Origin of the sequence: Variovorax raffinosi (assembly GCF_051216615.1) — a bacterium.
Taxonomy (GTDB): domain Bacteria; phylum Pseudomonadota; class Gammaproteobacteria; order Burkholderiales; family Burkholderiaceae_C; genus Variovorax.
In genome coordinates, this window is record NZ_JBPJZR010000007.1 from 179,542 (window position 1) to 192,364 (window position 12,823).

A 12,823-nucleotide genomic window follows, 5' to 3' on the forward strand; every position below is an offset into this window, starting at 1 on the left:
TTCTTATCTTTTGTCAGGCAATCTTGAAACGGGCTACCGAGCGGCGCAGTTCTTCAGCCATCTGCGACAGTTCGCGCACCTGCTGGGCCGTGGTCCGCGTACCTTCTCCGGTCTGCTCGGTCACCGCAAAAATGTGCTGGATGTTCGCGGCCACCACGTTGGCCGAATCGGCTTCGCGGGAGGCGGATTGCGAAATCTGCTCGATCAGGTCGGCCAGTCGGCGCGACACGCGGTCAATCTCGGTCAGCGCGGTACCCGCGTTGTCGGACAGCTTGGCCCCTTCGACCACACCCTGCGTGGAGCGCTCCATGGCGCCCACGGCATCCTGGGTGTCGGTCTGAATGGCCTTCACCAGCGCCGAAATCTGGCGCGTGGCGTCCGCGGAGCGTTCAGCCAGCCGCTGCACTTCTTCCGCCACCACCGAGAAGCCTCGACCGGCTTCACCGGCCGATGCGGCCTGAATGGCGGCGTTCAGCGCCAGCACGTTCGTCTGTTCGGTAATGTCCGAGATCAGCTCGGTGATTTCGCCAATCTCCTGCGACGATTCACCCAGGCGCTTGATCCGCTTGGAGGTTTCCTGGATCTGGTCACGGATGGAGTTCATACCGCCGATGGCGTTCTGCACGGCCTGCAGACCCGAGGACGCGGCTTGCAGCGACTGGCGCGCCACCGTGGCGGACTCTTGCGCTTGCATGGACACGCCGTTGATTCGCTCGGCCATGGTCAGCACCGACTGGCCGGTTTCGCGAATTTCGCGAAGCTGTTCAGTCGAGGCGGCGAGCAGTTCGGTCGAGGTGCTTTCCACCTGCGACGTCGTCTGCGCCACGCGCGTTGCCGTGTTCTGCACGTTGCCCACCAGCAGGCGCAGTTCTTCCACCGTGTAGTTCACCGAGTCGGCAATGGCGCCGGTGATGTCCTCGGTCACGGTGGCTTCCTGCGTCAGGTCGCCTTCGGCCACTGTCTGCAGTTCGTTCATCAGCCGAAGAATGGCGGCCTGGTTGGCGTTGTTGACGCGGCCCGCTTCTTCCGAAGTCTGCTCCGCAGCCAGACGTTCGCGTTCAGCGTTGGCGGCACGTTCACGGCCTTCGCGCACCTGCACGAAACCGATGGCGCCAGCCAGTGCCAGGGCGGCCAGCGACAGCACGAACAGCAGCACGATGGTGCCGGCGCCCAGGCCGGTGCGGGCGGACAGCTTGTCCTGCAGGTCGCCCAGCGACTTACGCAGCGGCTCGCTGTCGGTCAGGATGGAAGCCTGCGCTTCACGCGCTGCCACCAGGCCCTGCAGGTTGCCCAGAATGGCCGAAGCCTGCGTGCGCATCTGCTCGTAGGTCTTCAGGATGGCTTCGAGCTGCTGGCGGGTCTGCGGGTCTTTCGAGCCCGGGAAGCGCTGCTGCGCATTGCCGTCCAGCAGGCCACGGGTGGTTTCCTGGAAGGTGTTCAAGTCCTTGCCGAGCAGGAACACGGCGTCGGGGTTCACACCCTCGACGGTGAAGAACTCGTTGGTCGACTTGCCGATGCGCTGCGTCAGCATCACGAGCTGGCCGGCGGCCGAGATTTCAGGCAACGTGGCGTTCTGCTGCATCTTCAGCGACGCGACGGTTTCCGTCATTTCGAGCAGCGTGGACGACTGCTGGTTGATGTCGCGCAAGGCGGCACCCACCTGGGTCAGGATCTGGCGCTGGGCCAGCACGGCCTTGGCGCTGGCATCGGCGCGTGCAACGAGAGGATTGATCTTGTTCATCTCCTCGTCGTACTGGTTGCCCACGCGTTCGAGGCGCAGGGCATCGTCGCCGTTGGTCAGGCCCGACACGCGGCGCGAGAGGTCGTCGGCGCTGTCCTTCACTTCGACGAACGCCGAGGCGCTGCCGACGAGGGCCTGCGAGATCGACTTGGCCAGACGCTGCGACTGCATCAGCGACTGGCCGGTGGCGGCCACCTGTTGCGCCAGGCGTTCCGCGCGAAGAATGGCGGAGCCGGCCACCAGCAGCAGCAGCAACACCACGACGGCCAGCATGATGGCCAGGATGCGCTGCTGGCGCGCGGGGTTCGCGCCGATGCGGCCGCCCCCGGTCTGCGGTTCGGCGTCGAGCGACATGGCGCCCGGCTCGTTGGCGGCATCGCCGACGCCCAGCGGGGACGGGTCGCCGAAGCCGGTGTCGGCAGACGCGGCGGAAGCGCTTGCGCTCTTTGCCAGCCGCACGGTTTTCTCGTCCGGAACCTGAACCGTATCGACATCGTCGAGCGATATCGAACCGGAGCCGTCGACGCGGGCCTTGTCGTTCCCGTTGCTCACGGGCAGTAATTTCTTGAACTTGTCGGCGATCGAGCTCACGGTCGGTCCTTCAGGTGGTTGCCGGTACGGCGTGCCGAGGCACTACGCACCAATACTCAAAAACTGGGGTTGCTGCGAAAGCGCCTGCAGGTTGACTTCCTGCCAGCACTCCCCTGTCGCGTCGGTGTACAGATGCCCGTGCCAGGCAGGTGCTTCTGCGCCCGGAGCCTCGGAAGCCGTGAAGGCCTCCGCGCCCCGCAACCCCGCCAGTCGATCGACCAGCAATGCGCAGTTGACTTCGAGCAGCTCGTTGAAAGCAACGAGCCGCGACTGGATGCGCGTCGCCTCGGTGGCGGCTGCTGCGCCGCCCGATGCGCCCGCGGCGAACGCCGACAGCTGCACCACGCCATAGAGGCCGCCGCGCAGGTTGGCCACGCCGAGGAACCACGGCTCCGTGTAGGGCACGGGCTGTGGCGGCGTCCAGGGAAAGATCTCGCCGGCATGCCCGAGCGGAAAGAGGTACTTGCCCTCGCCCGCCTCGACCGCCAGCCACGTCGCGGCCACGCCGGTCGTGCGCGCAGCCTGCAGACGGCTCGCCAGCCGGGACTGGAAGGCTCTCAGAGCATCGCGATTCGCCATGGACTCGGCTGGCCCTGGTTCAGGCCAGCGCGCTGATCTTGGACATCAGCTCGGCCGCGTTGACCGGCTTGACGATGTAGTCGCGCGCGCCCTGGCGCATGCCCCAGACGCGATCGGTTTCCTGGTTCTTGCTCGTGCACAGGATGATCGGGATCGCGGCGTACTGCGGATCGCGGGCAATGGCGCGCGTGAGCTGAAAGCCGTTCTGGCCGGGCATGACGACGTCCATGAGGATCAGATCGGGATGATCTTCCTCGAGGCGGCGCATGGCGTCGTCGGCGTTTTCGGCGGTCTTCACGGCAAAGCCGTTTTTCTGGAGGAGGTCGGTCAAGAACACCAATTCAGTCTTGGAGTCGTCGACGACGAGGATTTTTCGAATAGGCATTACTGCACTTCCTGTTGAACGATGCCAAACTGCTGCACGGCCTGCAGCAGTTGGTCTTTGGTGAAAGGCTTGGTCAGGTAGTCTTGGGAGCCGACCATGCGGCCGCGCGCCTTGTCGAATACACCGTCTTTCGACGACAGCATGACGACCGGAACGTTGGAGAAATGGGCATTGCGCTTGATGATGGCGCAGGTCTGATAGCCGTCGAGACGCGGCATCAGGATGTCGCAGAAAATCAGATGCGGCTTGTGGTCGTTAACCTTGGAGAGCGCGTCGAATCCGTCTTCCGCCAGAAGAACCTCGTGCCCACCCTGCTTCAGAAATATCTCGGCACTGCGCCGGATGGTGTTGCTGTCGTCGATGACGAGCACCTTGTAACCTGATCCATTCGGGCCCATTGCAAACGCTCCTGCTCATGAGACTTGGAAGCCCGCCGCGCCGAACACCGACGCAGACCGCGTAGCTCTATCTATGCCATGCTTTCAGATTTCAACCATTTCGAAGTCTTCCTTGCGTGCACCGCACTCAGGACAGGTCCAGTTCATCGGCACATCGGCCCAGGCCGTGCCTGCCGCGATGCCGTCTTCTGGTACACCAACCGCTTCGTCATAGATCCACCCACAAATCAGGCACATCCAAGTTTTCGTATTCATCGGAGCTTAAAGTCCTTGTTCATTAAATGCAACGAGTGTATCTATGCGTATCTCACTGGCCGACCGTAAACGTCGCGCCTATGCCACCATCCAGGGGATTCAGCCCGGCGTATGACCATCTACTTACTTCCAGCAGGTAACGCCCGCAAACCGGGCGATCTTAACGACCCCTCGCAGGACGCCGAGGAGGTGGCCGAGCGCGACCTGAATCCCCCCTGCGTGCTGGTGTTCAACGCCAGCGATCCGAGCGGGGCCGGGGGCCTGGGCGCCGACGCGCTGGCCATGGCGTCGGTGGGGGCGCACGTGCTGCCCGTGGTCACTGGCGCCTACGCCCGGGACACGGCCGAGATATTCGACCACTTTCCCTTCGACGAGGAAGCCATCGCCGAGCAGGCGCGCGCCATCCTGGAAGACGTCGAAGTCCAGTTGATCAAGGTGGGCTTTGTCGGCTCGCCCGAGGCGCTGAGCACCATCGCCGAGACCGCCTCCGACTATCCCGAGGTGCCCCTGGTGGCCTACATGCCCAACCTGTCGTGGTGGGACGAGAACCTGATCGAAGGCTATCTGGACGCCTTCCGCGAACTGGTACTGCCGCAGACCACGGTGTTGGTTGGCAACCACAGCACCTTGTGGCGCTGGTTGCTTCCCGACTGGAGCGGCGAGCGGCCGCCCGGCGCGCGCGACATCGCGAAGGCGGCCGGCGAGTTCGGCGTGCCCTACACGCTGGTCACCGGCATGGTGTTGCCCGACCAGTTCATCGACAACGTGCTGGCCTCGCCGCAGTCGGTGCTCACCAGCGAGAAGTACGAACGGCTCGAAGCCATCTTCGCCGGCGCCGGTGACACCCTGTCGGCCGCCCTGGCCGCGCTGCTCGCGAGCGGCACCGACCTCGTTGCCGCCACGACCGAAGCGCTGGCCTACATGGACCGCTGCCTGGACGCGGGCTTTCGCCCCGGCATGGGCCACGTGTTGCCCGACCGCCTGTTCTGGGCCGAGCCGGAAGACGAAGAGGACGATGACGACCCCGACGCCACGCCCGATTTCGCCTTGCCTCCTCACGACACCCGTCATTAGGATGGGGCCTCGGGCTTGATGCGTTGCCCTGGTTCGGGAGGCTACCGTTCTGTTCAGGGCGACGCTCACGCCGACACGGTGCTCTTTTTCGCGAATGTCCCCCGCTTCGCTCCTCCTTTATTTCGCGAAAAAGAGCCCCGTATCGACGTGAGCGCTCAGAGCACCGGTTGAACGGCCGCAAACGCAGAGCGTGCCCTTGTGCGAATGACACCAGGTGCTCCCCGCAGCGAAATAAAGGAGGAGCGAAGCGGGGGACATTCGCGGAGGGGAGCTCCTGGTGTCATTCGCACTCGCCCTGAACAAGAAGCCCCCAAAAAAGAACACCGCCCCTTTCCACAAAAAACTTCCCCAAAACCTCGATGCCAAACACTGACCGCAACGACATTCTTTTCGAGCGCGCCCGCGCCGTCATCCCCGGCGGCGTGAACTCGCCCGTGCGCGCCTTCAAGGCCGTCGGCGGCACGCCCCGCTTCATCCAGCGTGCCCAGGGTGCCTACTTCTGGGACGCCAACGACAAGCGCTACATCGACTACATCGGTTCCTGGGGTCCGATGATCCTGGGCCACGGCCATCCCGCCGTGGTCGAGGCGGTGCAGAAGGCCGTGCTCGAAGGTTTCTCGTACGGCGCGCCCACCGAGCGCGAGATCGAGCTGGCCGAAGCCATCCTCGCGCTGGTGCCCTCGATGGAAATGGTGCGGCTCGTCAGCTCCGGCACCGAAGCCGCCATGAGCGCATTGCGCCTTGCGCGCGGTGCCACCGGCCGCAAGAGCATCATCAAGTTCGAAGGCTGCTACCACGGTCACGCCGACGCGCTGCTGGTGAAAGCCGGCTCCGGCCTCGCCACCTTCGGCAATCCGACCTCGGCCGGCGTGCCGCCCGAGGTGGTGCAGCACACGATCGTGCTCGAGTACAACAACCTGCAGCAGCTCGACGAAGCCTTCGCGCTACACGGCAACGACATCGCCTGCCTGATGATCGAAGCCATCGCCGGCAACATGAACTTCGTGCGCGCCACGCCCGAGTTCGCCCAACGCTGCCGTGAGCTGTGCACCAAGCATGGCGCGCTGCTGGTGTTCGATGAAGTGATGACCGGCTTTCGCGTCGGCCTGCACGGTGCGCAAGGCGTGCTGGGCATCAAGCCCGACCTCACGGTGCTGGGCAAGGTCATCGGCGGCGGCATGCCGCTGGCGGCCTTCGGCGGCCCGCGCGCGATCATGGAACAGCTCGCGCCGCTGGGCCCGGTCTACCAGGCGGGCACGCTCTCGGGCAATCCGGTGGCCACTGCTTGCGGCCTGGCAACGCTGAAGGAAATTGCCAAGCCCGGTTTCTATGAAGCGCTGGGCAAGAAAACGCGTTCGCTGGTCGAGGGCCTGAAGGCCGCTGCAGCAGCGGAAGGCCAGCCCTTCAACGCCGACAGCGAAGGCGGCATGTTCGGCTTTTTCCTCATGAAAGATCTGCCGCAAAACTATGCCACCGTGATGACAACCGACAACGCGAAATTCAATGCGTTGTTTCATGGTTTGCTCGATCGCGGCGTGTATATTGCCCCGGCGCTTTATGAAGCTGGCTTCGTGAGCGCAGCGCACGGGGAGGAAGATATCGCAGCCACCATAGAAGCGGCACGAGAGATTTTCAAAACACCTTAGTCCATGAACGCCCTGCGCCTGCTGCCGGTATTGAGTGCTCTTTTTCTACCCGGCCTGGCGCTTGCGCAGTCCGCCTTCGAGCCGAAGAACATCTGGGTCAACCCGGGCTTCTATTCGGCGCACTTCGACAGCGGCAAGGGGCTGGAGAACGTCAACCAGGGGCTGGGCTTCGAGTACCCGCTGAGCGACACCTACCGCATCACGGCCGGCACCTTCCACAACAGCGACCGCAAGCAATCGAACTACGTCGGCCTGTATGTGCTGCCCTTCGAGTTCTACGGCGTGAAGTTCGGTGCGGTGGTGGGCGGCTTCGACGGCTACCCGAACTACCGCAACGGCAACTGGTTCCCCGCCATCATTCCGACGGCGGCCATCGAAGGCAAGAACTGGGGCCTGAACATCGCGTACGTGCCGACGATCAAGAACCGGCTGTACGGCGCCCTCACCTTCCAAATCAAGTACCGGTTCGGCAACCACGAGTAAACGCGGCCACCGAACCTTGCGTTGCGCCGTTCAGTGGCGGAAGTGGCGAACGCCTGACAACACCATCACGACGCCGCGCTCGTCGGCGGCATCGATCACTTCCTGATCGCGCATCGAGCCACCCGGCTGGATGACGCAGCTCGCGCCCGCATCCACCACCACGTCGAGGCCATCGCGGAACGGGAAGAAGGCGTCGCTCGCCACTGCGGTGTTCTTCAGCGACAGGCCGGCATGCTCGGCCTTGATGCTCGCGATGCGCGCCGAGTCGAGGCGGCTCATCTGGCCTGCGCCAACACCCATGGTCATGCCATCGGCACAGAACACGATGGCGTTGCTCTTGACGTACTTCGCGACTTTCCATGCGAACAGCAGGTCTTGCAGTTGCTGCGGCGTGGGCTGCTTCTTGCTGACCACCTTGAGGTCGCTGGCTGCCAACTCATGGTTGTCGGCGGTCTGGATCAGCAGGCCCGAGCCGACGCGCTTGACGTCCATTGCATTGCGGCCGTTGTCCCAGTCGCTCGCGCCGCCCTTGGGCAGTGCGATCTCGAGCACGCGCACATTGAGCTTGGCCTTGGTCGCTTGGAAGACTTCGAGCGCTTCGGGCGTGTAGCCCGGCGCCATCAGCACTTCGACGAACTGCTTGGCGATCTCTTGCGCAGTCGCGCCGTCGACCGGGCGATTGAAGGCGATGATGCCGCCGAAGGCCGAGGTCGGGTCGGTCTTGAAGGCCTTGCTGTAAGCCTCGGCCGCGTCCTTGCCCACGGCCACGCCGCAGGGGTTGGCGTGCTTGACGATCACACAGGCCGGCACGTCGAAGCTCTTGACGCATTCCCATGCGGCGTCCGCATCGGCGATGTTGTTGTAGCTCAGCTCCTTGCCCTGCAGTTGCTTGGCCGACACGAGCGAGCCGGGCGCCGGATACAGGTCGCGGTAGAACGCGGCTTGCTGGTGCGGGTTCTCGCCGTAGCGCAGGTCCTGCACCTTCACGAAGCGGCCGTTGCTTTGCGCCGGGAACAGCGAGCGCTTGGGCGCGGGCTGGCCGATGCTGGCGTCGAAGTCGATGGCCGAGAGGTAGTCGCTGATGGCGCCGTCGTAGTCGGCGATGCGGTTGAACGCAGCCACCGAGAACGCGAACTTGGTCTTGTCGCTGAGCTTGCCGTCGGCCTTCAGCTCGGCGAGCGCCACGGCGTATTGCGAGGCGTCGGTCAGCACGCCCACGTCTTTCCAGTTCTTGGCCGCGCTGCGCACCATGGCCGGGCCGCCAATGTCGATGTTCTCGATCGCGTCTTCGAGCGTGCAGCCGGGCTTGGCCACGGTCGCTTCGAACGGATAGAGATTGACGATCAGCAGGTCGATGGTGTCGATGCCGTGTTCCTTGATGGCGGCCACGTGCGCGGGCAGGTCGCGGCGCGCGAGCAGGCCGCCGTGGATCTTCGGGTGCAGCGTCTTCACGCGTCCATCGAGCATTTCAGGAAAGCCGGTGTGGTCGGCGACTTCGGTCACTGGCAGGCCGGCGTCGGCCAGCAGCTTGGCGGTGCCGCCGGTGGACAGCAGCTTGATGCCCAGCGCATGCAGCGCCTGGGCGAATTCAAGGATGCCGGTTTTGTCGGAGACGGAGATGAGTGCAGTCTGGGCCATGGGGTATGCCGTGGAGTTATTTCAAAAGTTTGTGCTCGACCAGCTTCTTGCGAAGGGTGTTGCGATTCAGGCCCAACCATTGCGCGGCTTTGGATTGGTTGCCCTCCGCGCGCGTCATGACGACGTCGAGCAAAGGTTTTTCGACCACGCGCACGAGCATCTCGTACATGCCGTCGGGTTCGGTGCCGCGCAGATCGCGAAAGTAGCTGTCAAGACTGGTGCGCACGCAGTCCTCGATGTGTTTCTTGCTCATTGCTTCTTCTCTTCTTCTCAATCGACGGCGCAGGCCGCCTCCTCTTCACCGGACAGATCTTCGTCTGCCTGGTGTGCAGGCATGCGGTCCATACGGTCCGCAAGCCCGTCGAAATAGTCGCCGACGGCGCGCAGTTGCTCGCCGCAGTCCTCGATGGTGTTCATCCGCCCGCGGAACGCTTCGCCGTCGGGCAATGTGCGCACGTACCAGCCGATGTGCTTGCGCGCGGTGCGCACGCCGCTGTAGTCGCCGTACAGCGCATAGTGCTCCACCAGGTGGTCGAGCAGCAAGCGCCGCACTTCCGCCACCAGCGGCGGCGCGCGGTGCTCGCCGGTTTCCAGGAAGTGCGCGATCTCGCGAAAGATCCAGGGGCGGCCTTGCGCGGCACGGCCGACCATCACCGCATCGGCGCCGGTGGCCGCGAGCACATCGCGTGCTTTCTCGGGCGAGCGGATGTCGCCGTTGGCCACCACCGGCACGCGCACTGCCGCCTTCACTGCGGCGATGGTGTCGTACTCGGCGTGGCCCTTGTAGCCCTGCTCGCGCGTGCGTCCGTGCACCGTGAGCATCTGCACGCCGGCCGATTCGAAATCGCGCGCAAGCTTCACCGCGTTGCGGTTGTCTTCGCTCCAGCCGGTGCGCATCTTGAGCGTGACCGGCACGTTGTACGGCTGCGCGGCATCGACCACGGCCTGCACGATTTCAAGCGCCAGCGGCTCGTCGCGCATCAGCGCCGAACCGGCCCACTTGTTGCAGACCTTCTTGGCCGGGCAGCCCATGTTGATGTCGATGATCTGCGCGCCACGCTCGATGTTGTAGACCGTGGCCTCGGCCATCATGGCCGCATCGGTGCCGGCGATCTGCACGGCAATGGGGCCCGGCTCGCCGTCGTGGTTGGCGCGGCGCGAAGTCTTGAGCGTGCCCCACAGTTCCTTGCGCGAGGTGACCATTTCGCTGACCGCGTAGCCGGCCCCGAGTTCGCGGCACAGCATGCGGAAGGGCCGGTCCGTCACGCCGGCCATGGGCGCGACGAACAGGCGGTTTTCCAGCGTGTGGGTGCCGATCTGCAAGGTCATTTGGAAGGAAGCGGTGCGAGCTCGGCTGCTGAAAAATGAGGCACGATTGTAGCCACCCTGCATTTCAGCGACTGAAACGATTTGCGCCTTTGGCACAGGCGTAAACACCAGTAGTTCGCGGGGCTTTCTCCCACGTGGTTGCGACGTGAGCGCTGCCTATACTGCGCCGACTCTATGCAAGCCTGGCTCGACTCCCTCATGGCACTGCTGGCGCTGCCGCAGTACGGTCTTTCGACCCTGTTCGTCGCAGCGTTCATCTCCGCGACCCTGTTGCCGGTGGGCTCCGAACCCATTCTGTTCGGCCTGCTCAAGCTCAACCCCGACCTGTTCTGGCAAGCCATCGCGGTGGCGACCGTCGGCAACACGCTGGGGGGTGCGGTCGATTGGTGGATGGGCTACGCCGCCCACAAGGTGGCCGACAAGTACGCGCACTCGAAACACCATGTGCGCGTGCTCGGCTGGCTCGAACGCCTGGGGCCGAAGGCCTGCCTGCTGAGCTGGCTGCCCATCGTGGGCGATCCGCTGTGCGCGGTGGCGGGCTGGCTCAAGCTGCCGTTCTGGCCCTGCGTGGCCTACATGGCGATCGGGAAATTCCTGCGCTACGTGACCATGACGGTCGCGCTGCTCTACGTGTTCCCGCCCTGACGCCGAAGCGTCAGCTCAACAGGCCGTAAGGGCCGCCGCGTTCCAGCGCGCGCTTGTACGCAGGACGCGCGTGGATGCGCTCCAGGTAGGCCATCAGCTTGGGCCGCTTGGCATCGAGCCCGCCGCGCGCCTGCGAGGCCTCGACCGGAAAGCTCATCTGGATGTCCGCGCCCGTGAACGCATCGCCGGCGAACCACTCGCTCTTGCCAAGCTCTGCCTCCATGAAGTTCAGATGGCTCGCGATGTTCGGGAGGATGAACGCCGACTTGGCCTTCGCAGCGATCGCCTTGGCGACCGGCTTCGCGAAAAAAGGCATCTTGCTCGTCTCGATCCGGTCGAACACCAGCTTCAGCAGCAGCGGCGACATGGCCGTGCCTTCGGCAAAGTGCAGCCAGTAGCGATAGCGGATCGCGTCCGGCGTGCCGGCCGCAGGCGCCAGGCGGCCGTTGCCGTAGCGCTCGATCAGCGTCTCGACAATCGCGCCCGATTCCGCGAGCGTGATGCCGTCATCCGTCGTTACCACCGGTGACTTGCCCAGCGGATGCACGGCCCGCAGCGAAGCGGGCGCCAACATGGTCTGCGGATCGCGCTGGTAGTGAACGATCTCGTAAGGCAGCTCGAGTTCTTCGAGCAGCCAGAGCACACGCTGCGAGCGCGAGTTGTTGAGGTGGTGGACGGTGAGCATGGAGGCGGGCCTTGAGAAGAATTCGGGGCGCGCGGAGTCTACCCAACAACACCCCAAAGAACCCGCGGATTTCTTTTCGCGAAACACCGAGGAACCAGCTTCGCCGGGCCTCAGGTGTTGCCCCCGGTAGGGGGTTGGCGCAGCGACACGAAGTGCGCGCAGCCTGGGGGCGAGCCTGTTATGAGCTGAACAGGAAGTTCATCACGTCGCCATCCTTCACGACATATTCCTTGCCTTCCGAACGCATCTTCCCCGCGTCCTTCGCGCCCTGCTCGCCCTTGAACGCGATGTAGTCGTCGAACGCAATGGTCTGGGCGCGGATGTAGCCCTTCTCGAAGTCGCCGTGGATCACGCCGGCGGCCTGCGGGCCGGTGTCGCCGATGTGGATGGTCCAGGCGCGCACTTCCTTCACGCCGGCGGTGAAGTACGTCTGCAGGCCCAGCAGCTTGAAGGCCGCGCGGATCAGGCGGTTCAGGCCCGGTTCTTCCTGGCCGATTTCGGCCAGGAACATCTTCTTGTCCTCGTCGTCCATCTCGGCCAGGTCGGCTTCGATCTTGGCGCAGATGGCGACCACGGGCGCGCCCTGCTTGGCGGCGTATTCGCGCAGGCGATCGAGGTACGGGTTGTTTTCAAAACCGTCTTCCGCCACGTTGCCGACGAACATCGCGGGCTTGGCCGTGATGAGCGTGAACGACTTGACCAGCGGCTGCTCTTCCTTCGTGAACTCCAGTGCGCGCACCGGGGTGTTCTCGTTCAGCGCGGCCTGGCAGCGTTCGAGCAAACCGACGAGCTTCTGCGCGTCCTTGTCGCCCGAGCGGGCGACCTTGGTGTGGCGGTGCAGCGCCTTCTCGACCGTGGCCAGGTCGGCCAGGCAGAGTTCGGTCTGGATCACTTCGATGTCGGAGATCGGGTCGACCTTGCCGGCCACGTGGATCACGTTCTCGTCGTCGAAGCAGCGCACCACGTTGACGGTGGCATCGGTCTCGCGGATGTGGGCCAGGAACTTGTTGCCCAGGCCTTCACCGGTGCTGGCACCGGCCACGAGGCCGGCGATGTCGACGAACTCGACGATGGCGGGCACCACGCGCTCGGGCTTGACGATCTCGCTCAGTTGCGCGAGCCGGGGATCGGGCACTTCCACCACGCCCACATTGGGCTCGATGGTGCAGAACGGATAGTTTTCCGCTGCGATGCCGGCCTTGGTCAACGCATTGAAAAGGGTGGATTTACCGACGTTGGGCAGGCCGACGATGCCGCATTGCAAACTCATGGGGGGTCCTCTTGGGTAACCCGAGATTTTAGGCGAGCAAGGTTTCAGCCCCGCCCGGGAGGTCTTCGGGCCGCTTTTCAGAGCCCTGAAATCTCAGGGTTAGC

General features: G+C 64.4%; 14 protein-coding genes. 4 read left to right on the forward strand and 10 right to left on the reverse strand.

Features of this window, described 5'->3' with window-relative positions; translation table 11 throughout:
• Positions 1 to 13 precede the first annotated feature (13 nt).
• The 5 genes from ACSFB7_RS21425 to ACSFB7_RS21445 all read right to left on the reverse strand — a co-directional run bounded on the left by ACSFB7_RS21425 (position 14) and on the right by ACSFB7_RS21445 (position 3,949).
• Complete coding sequence (locus ACSFB7_RS21425; protein WP_435473728.1) at positions 14 to 2,332, reverse strand: methyl-accepting chemotaxis protein; 2,319 nt, start codon at positions 2,330 to 2,332, stop codon at positions 14 to 16.
• 42 nt (positions 2,333 to 2,374) lie between these two features.
• Positions 2,375 to 2,911: a chemotaxis protein CheW gene (locus ACSFB7_RS21430; protein ID WP_435473730.1), complete on the reverse strand. Its 537-nt coding sequence runs from the start codon at positions 2,909 to 2,911 to the stop codon at positions 2,375 to 2,377.
• Positions 2,912 to 2,930: 19 nt separating this feature from the next.
• A complete protein-coding gene (locus ACSFB7_RS21435; protein WP_124458572.1) occupies positions 2,931 to 3,296 on the reverse strand; it encodes a response regulator in 366 nt (121 codons plus the stop codon).
• Entirely contained in the window at positions 3,296 to 3,694 is a 399-nt protein-coding gene (locus tag ACSFB7_RS21440; protein WP_021012487.1) for a response regulator, read from the reverse strand. Before ACSFB7_RS21440 ends, ACSFB7_RS21435 begins: the two co-directional genes overlap by 1 nt.
• An 84-nt stretch (positions 3,695 to 3,778) precedes the next feature.
• Positions 3,779 to 3,949: a rubredoxin gene (locus ACSFB7_RS21445; RefSeq protein WP_007838397.1), complete on the reverse strand. Its 171-nt coding sequence runs from the start codon at positions 3,947 to 3,949 to the stop codon at positions 3,779 to 3,781.
• A 111-nt stretch (positions 3,950 to 4,060) separates the two neighbouring features.
• Here ACSFB7_RS21445 and thiD point away from each other — a divergent pair, with 111 nt between their 5' ends.
• The 3 genes from thiD to ACSFB7_RS21460 all read left to right on the forward strand — a co-directional run bounded on the left by thiD (position 4,061) and on the right by ACSFB7_RS21460 (position 7,152).
• Positions 4,061 to 5,023 (forward strand): bifunctional hydroxymethylpyrimidine kinase/phosphomethylpyrimidine kinase, encoded by a 963-nt coding sequence (gene thiD / locus ACSFB7_RS21450; protein WP_435473732.1) that lies wholly within the window; start codon positions 4,061 to 4,063, stop codon positions 5,021 to 5,023.
• Positions 5,024 to 5,382: 359 nt separating this feature from the next.
• Positions 5,383 to 6,669 carry a glutamate-1-semialdehyde 2,1-aminomutase gene (gene hemL / locus ACSFB7_RS21455; RefSeq protein ID WP_435473734.1) on the forward strand — a complete coding sequence of 429 codons (1,287 nt, stop codon included), beginning with the start codon at positions 5,383 to 5,385 and terminating at the stop codon, positions 6,667 to 6,669.
• A gap of 3 nt (positions 6,670 to 6,672) precedes the next feature.
• The gene (locus ACSFB7_RS21460; protein ID WP_435473736.1) at positions 6,673 to 7,152 is read left to right on the forward strand and encodes a hypothetical protein; all 480 of its coding nucleotides are present in this window, start codon (positions 6,673 to 6,675) and stop codon (positions 7,150 to 7,152) included.
• Between the two features lie 30 nt (positions 7,153 to 7,182).
• Here ACSFB7_RS21460 and purH read toward each other — a convergent pair whose 3' ends face one another.
• The 3 genes from purH to dusB are packed head-to-tail and all read right to left on the reverse strand — an operon-like array spanning position 7,183 to position 10,119.
• Complete coding sequence (gene purH, locus ACSFB7_RS21465) at positions 7,183 to 8,790, reverse strand: bifunctional phosphoribosylaminoimidazolecarboxamide formyltransferase/IMP cyclohydrolase (protein WP_435473738.1); 1,608 nt, start codon at positions 8,788 to 8,790, stop codon at positions 7,183 to 7,185.
• 16 nt (positions 8,791 to 8,806) lie between these two features.
• A complete protein-coding gene (locus ACSFB7_RS21470) occupies positions 8,807 to 9,043 on the reverse strand; it encodes a Fis family transcriptional regulator (protein ID WP_007838304.1) in 237 nt (78 codons plus the stop codon).
• A gap of 17 nt (positions 9,044 to 9,060) precedes the next feature.
• The gene (gene dusB, locus ACSFB7_RS21475) at positions 9,061 to 10,119 is read right to left on the reverse strand and encodes a tRNA dihydrouridine synthase DusB (protein WP_435473740.1); all 1,059 of its coding nucleotides are present in this window, start codon (positions 10,117 to 10,119) and stop codon (positions 9,061 to 9,063) included.
• A gap of 174 nt (positions 10,120 to 10,293) precedes the next feature.
• Between dusB and ACSFB7_RS21480 the strand changes: the two genes are divergently transcribed.
• Positions 10,294 to 10,764: a YqaA family protein gene (locus ACSFB7_RS21480; protein ID WP_435473742.1), complete on the forward strand. Its 471-nt coding sequence runs from the start codon at positions 10,294 to 10,296 to the stop codon at positions 10,762 to 10,764.
• Positions 10,765 to 10,774: 10 nt separating this feature from the next.
• Here the strand turns inward: ACSFB7_RS21480 and ACSFB7_RS21485 are convergent, their stop codons facing one another.
• Positions 10,775 to 11,449 (reverse strand): glutathione S-transferase, encoded by a 675-nt coding sequence (locus tag ACSFB7_RS21485; protein WP_435473744.1) that lies wholly within the window; start codon positions 11,447 to 11,449, stop codon positions 10,775 to 10,777.
• A 178-nt stretch (positions 11,450 to 11,627) separates the two neighbouring features.
• Complete coding sequence (ychF, locus tag ACSFB7_RS21490; RefSeq protein WP_116909484.1) at positions 11,628 to 12,719, reverse strand: redox-regulated ATPase YchF; 1,092 nt, start codon at positions 12,717 to 12,719, stop codon at positions 11,628 to 11,630.
• Between the last annotated feature and the right edge of the window lie 104 nt (positions 12,720 to 12,823).

Bases quoted from the DNA above. Each gene is read 5' to 3' on its own strand.
- ACSFB7_RS21430 (WP_435473730.1), bottom strand. From the start codon at position 2,911: ATGGCGAATCGCGATGCTCTGAGAGCCTTCCAGTCCCGGCTGGCGAGC.
- ACSFB7_RS21435 (WP_124458572.1), bottom strand. From the start codon at position 3,296: ATGCCTATTCGAAAAATCCTCGTCGTCGACGACTCCAAGACTGAATTG.
- ACSFB7_RS21440 (WP_021012487.1), bottom strand. From the start codon at position 3,694: ATGGGCCCGAATGGATCAGGTTACAAGGTGCTCGTCATCGACGACAGC.
- ACSFB7_RS21445 (WP_007838397.1), bottom strand. From the start codon at position 3,949: ATGAATACGAAAACTTGGATGTGCCTGATTTGTGGGTGGATCTATGAC.
- thiD (WP_435473732.1), top strand. From the start codon at position 4,061: ATGACCATCTACTTACTTCCAGCAGGTAACGCCCGCAAACCGGGCGAT.
- hemL (WP_435473734.1), top strand. From the start codon at position 5,383: ATGCCAAACACTGACCGCAACGACATTCTTTTCGAGCGCGCCCGCGCC.
- ACSFB7_RS21460 (WP_435473736.1), top strand. From the start codon at position 6,673: ATGAACGCCCTGCGCCTGCTGCCGGTATTGAGTGCTCTTTTTCTACCC.
- purH (WP_435473738.1), bottom strand. From the start codon at position 8,790: ATGGCCCAGACTGCACTCATCTCCGTCTCCGACAAAACCGGCATCCTT.
- ACSFB7_RS21470 (WP_007838304.1), bottom strand. From the start codon at position 9,043: ATGAGCAAGAAACACATCGAGGACTGCGTGCGCACCAGTCTTGACAGC.
- dusB (WP_435473740.1), bottom strand. From the start codon at position 10,119: ATGACCTTGCAGATCGGCACCCACACGCTGGAAAACCGCCTGTTCGTC.
- ACSFB7_RS21480 (WP_435473742.1), top strand. From the start codon at position 10,294: ATGCAAGCCTGGCTCGACTCCCTCATGGCACTGCTGGCGCTGCCGCAG.
- ACSFB7_RS21485 (WP_435473744.1), bottom strand. From the start codon at position 11,449: ATGCTCACCGTCCACCACCTCAACAACTCGCGCTCGCAGCGTGTGCTC.
- ychF (WP_116909484.1), bottom strand. From the start codon at position 12,719: ATGAGTTTGCAATGCGGCATCGTCGGCCTGCCCAACGTCGGTAAATCC.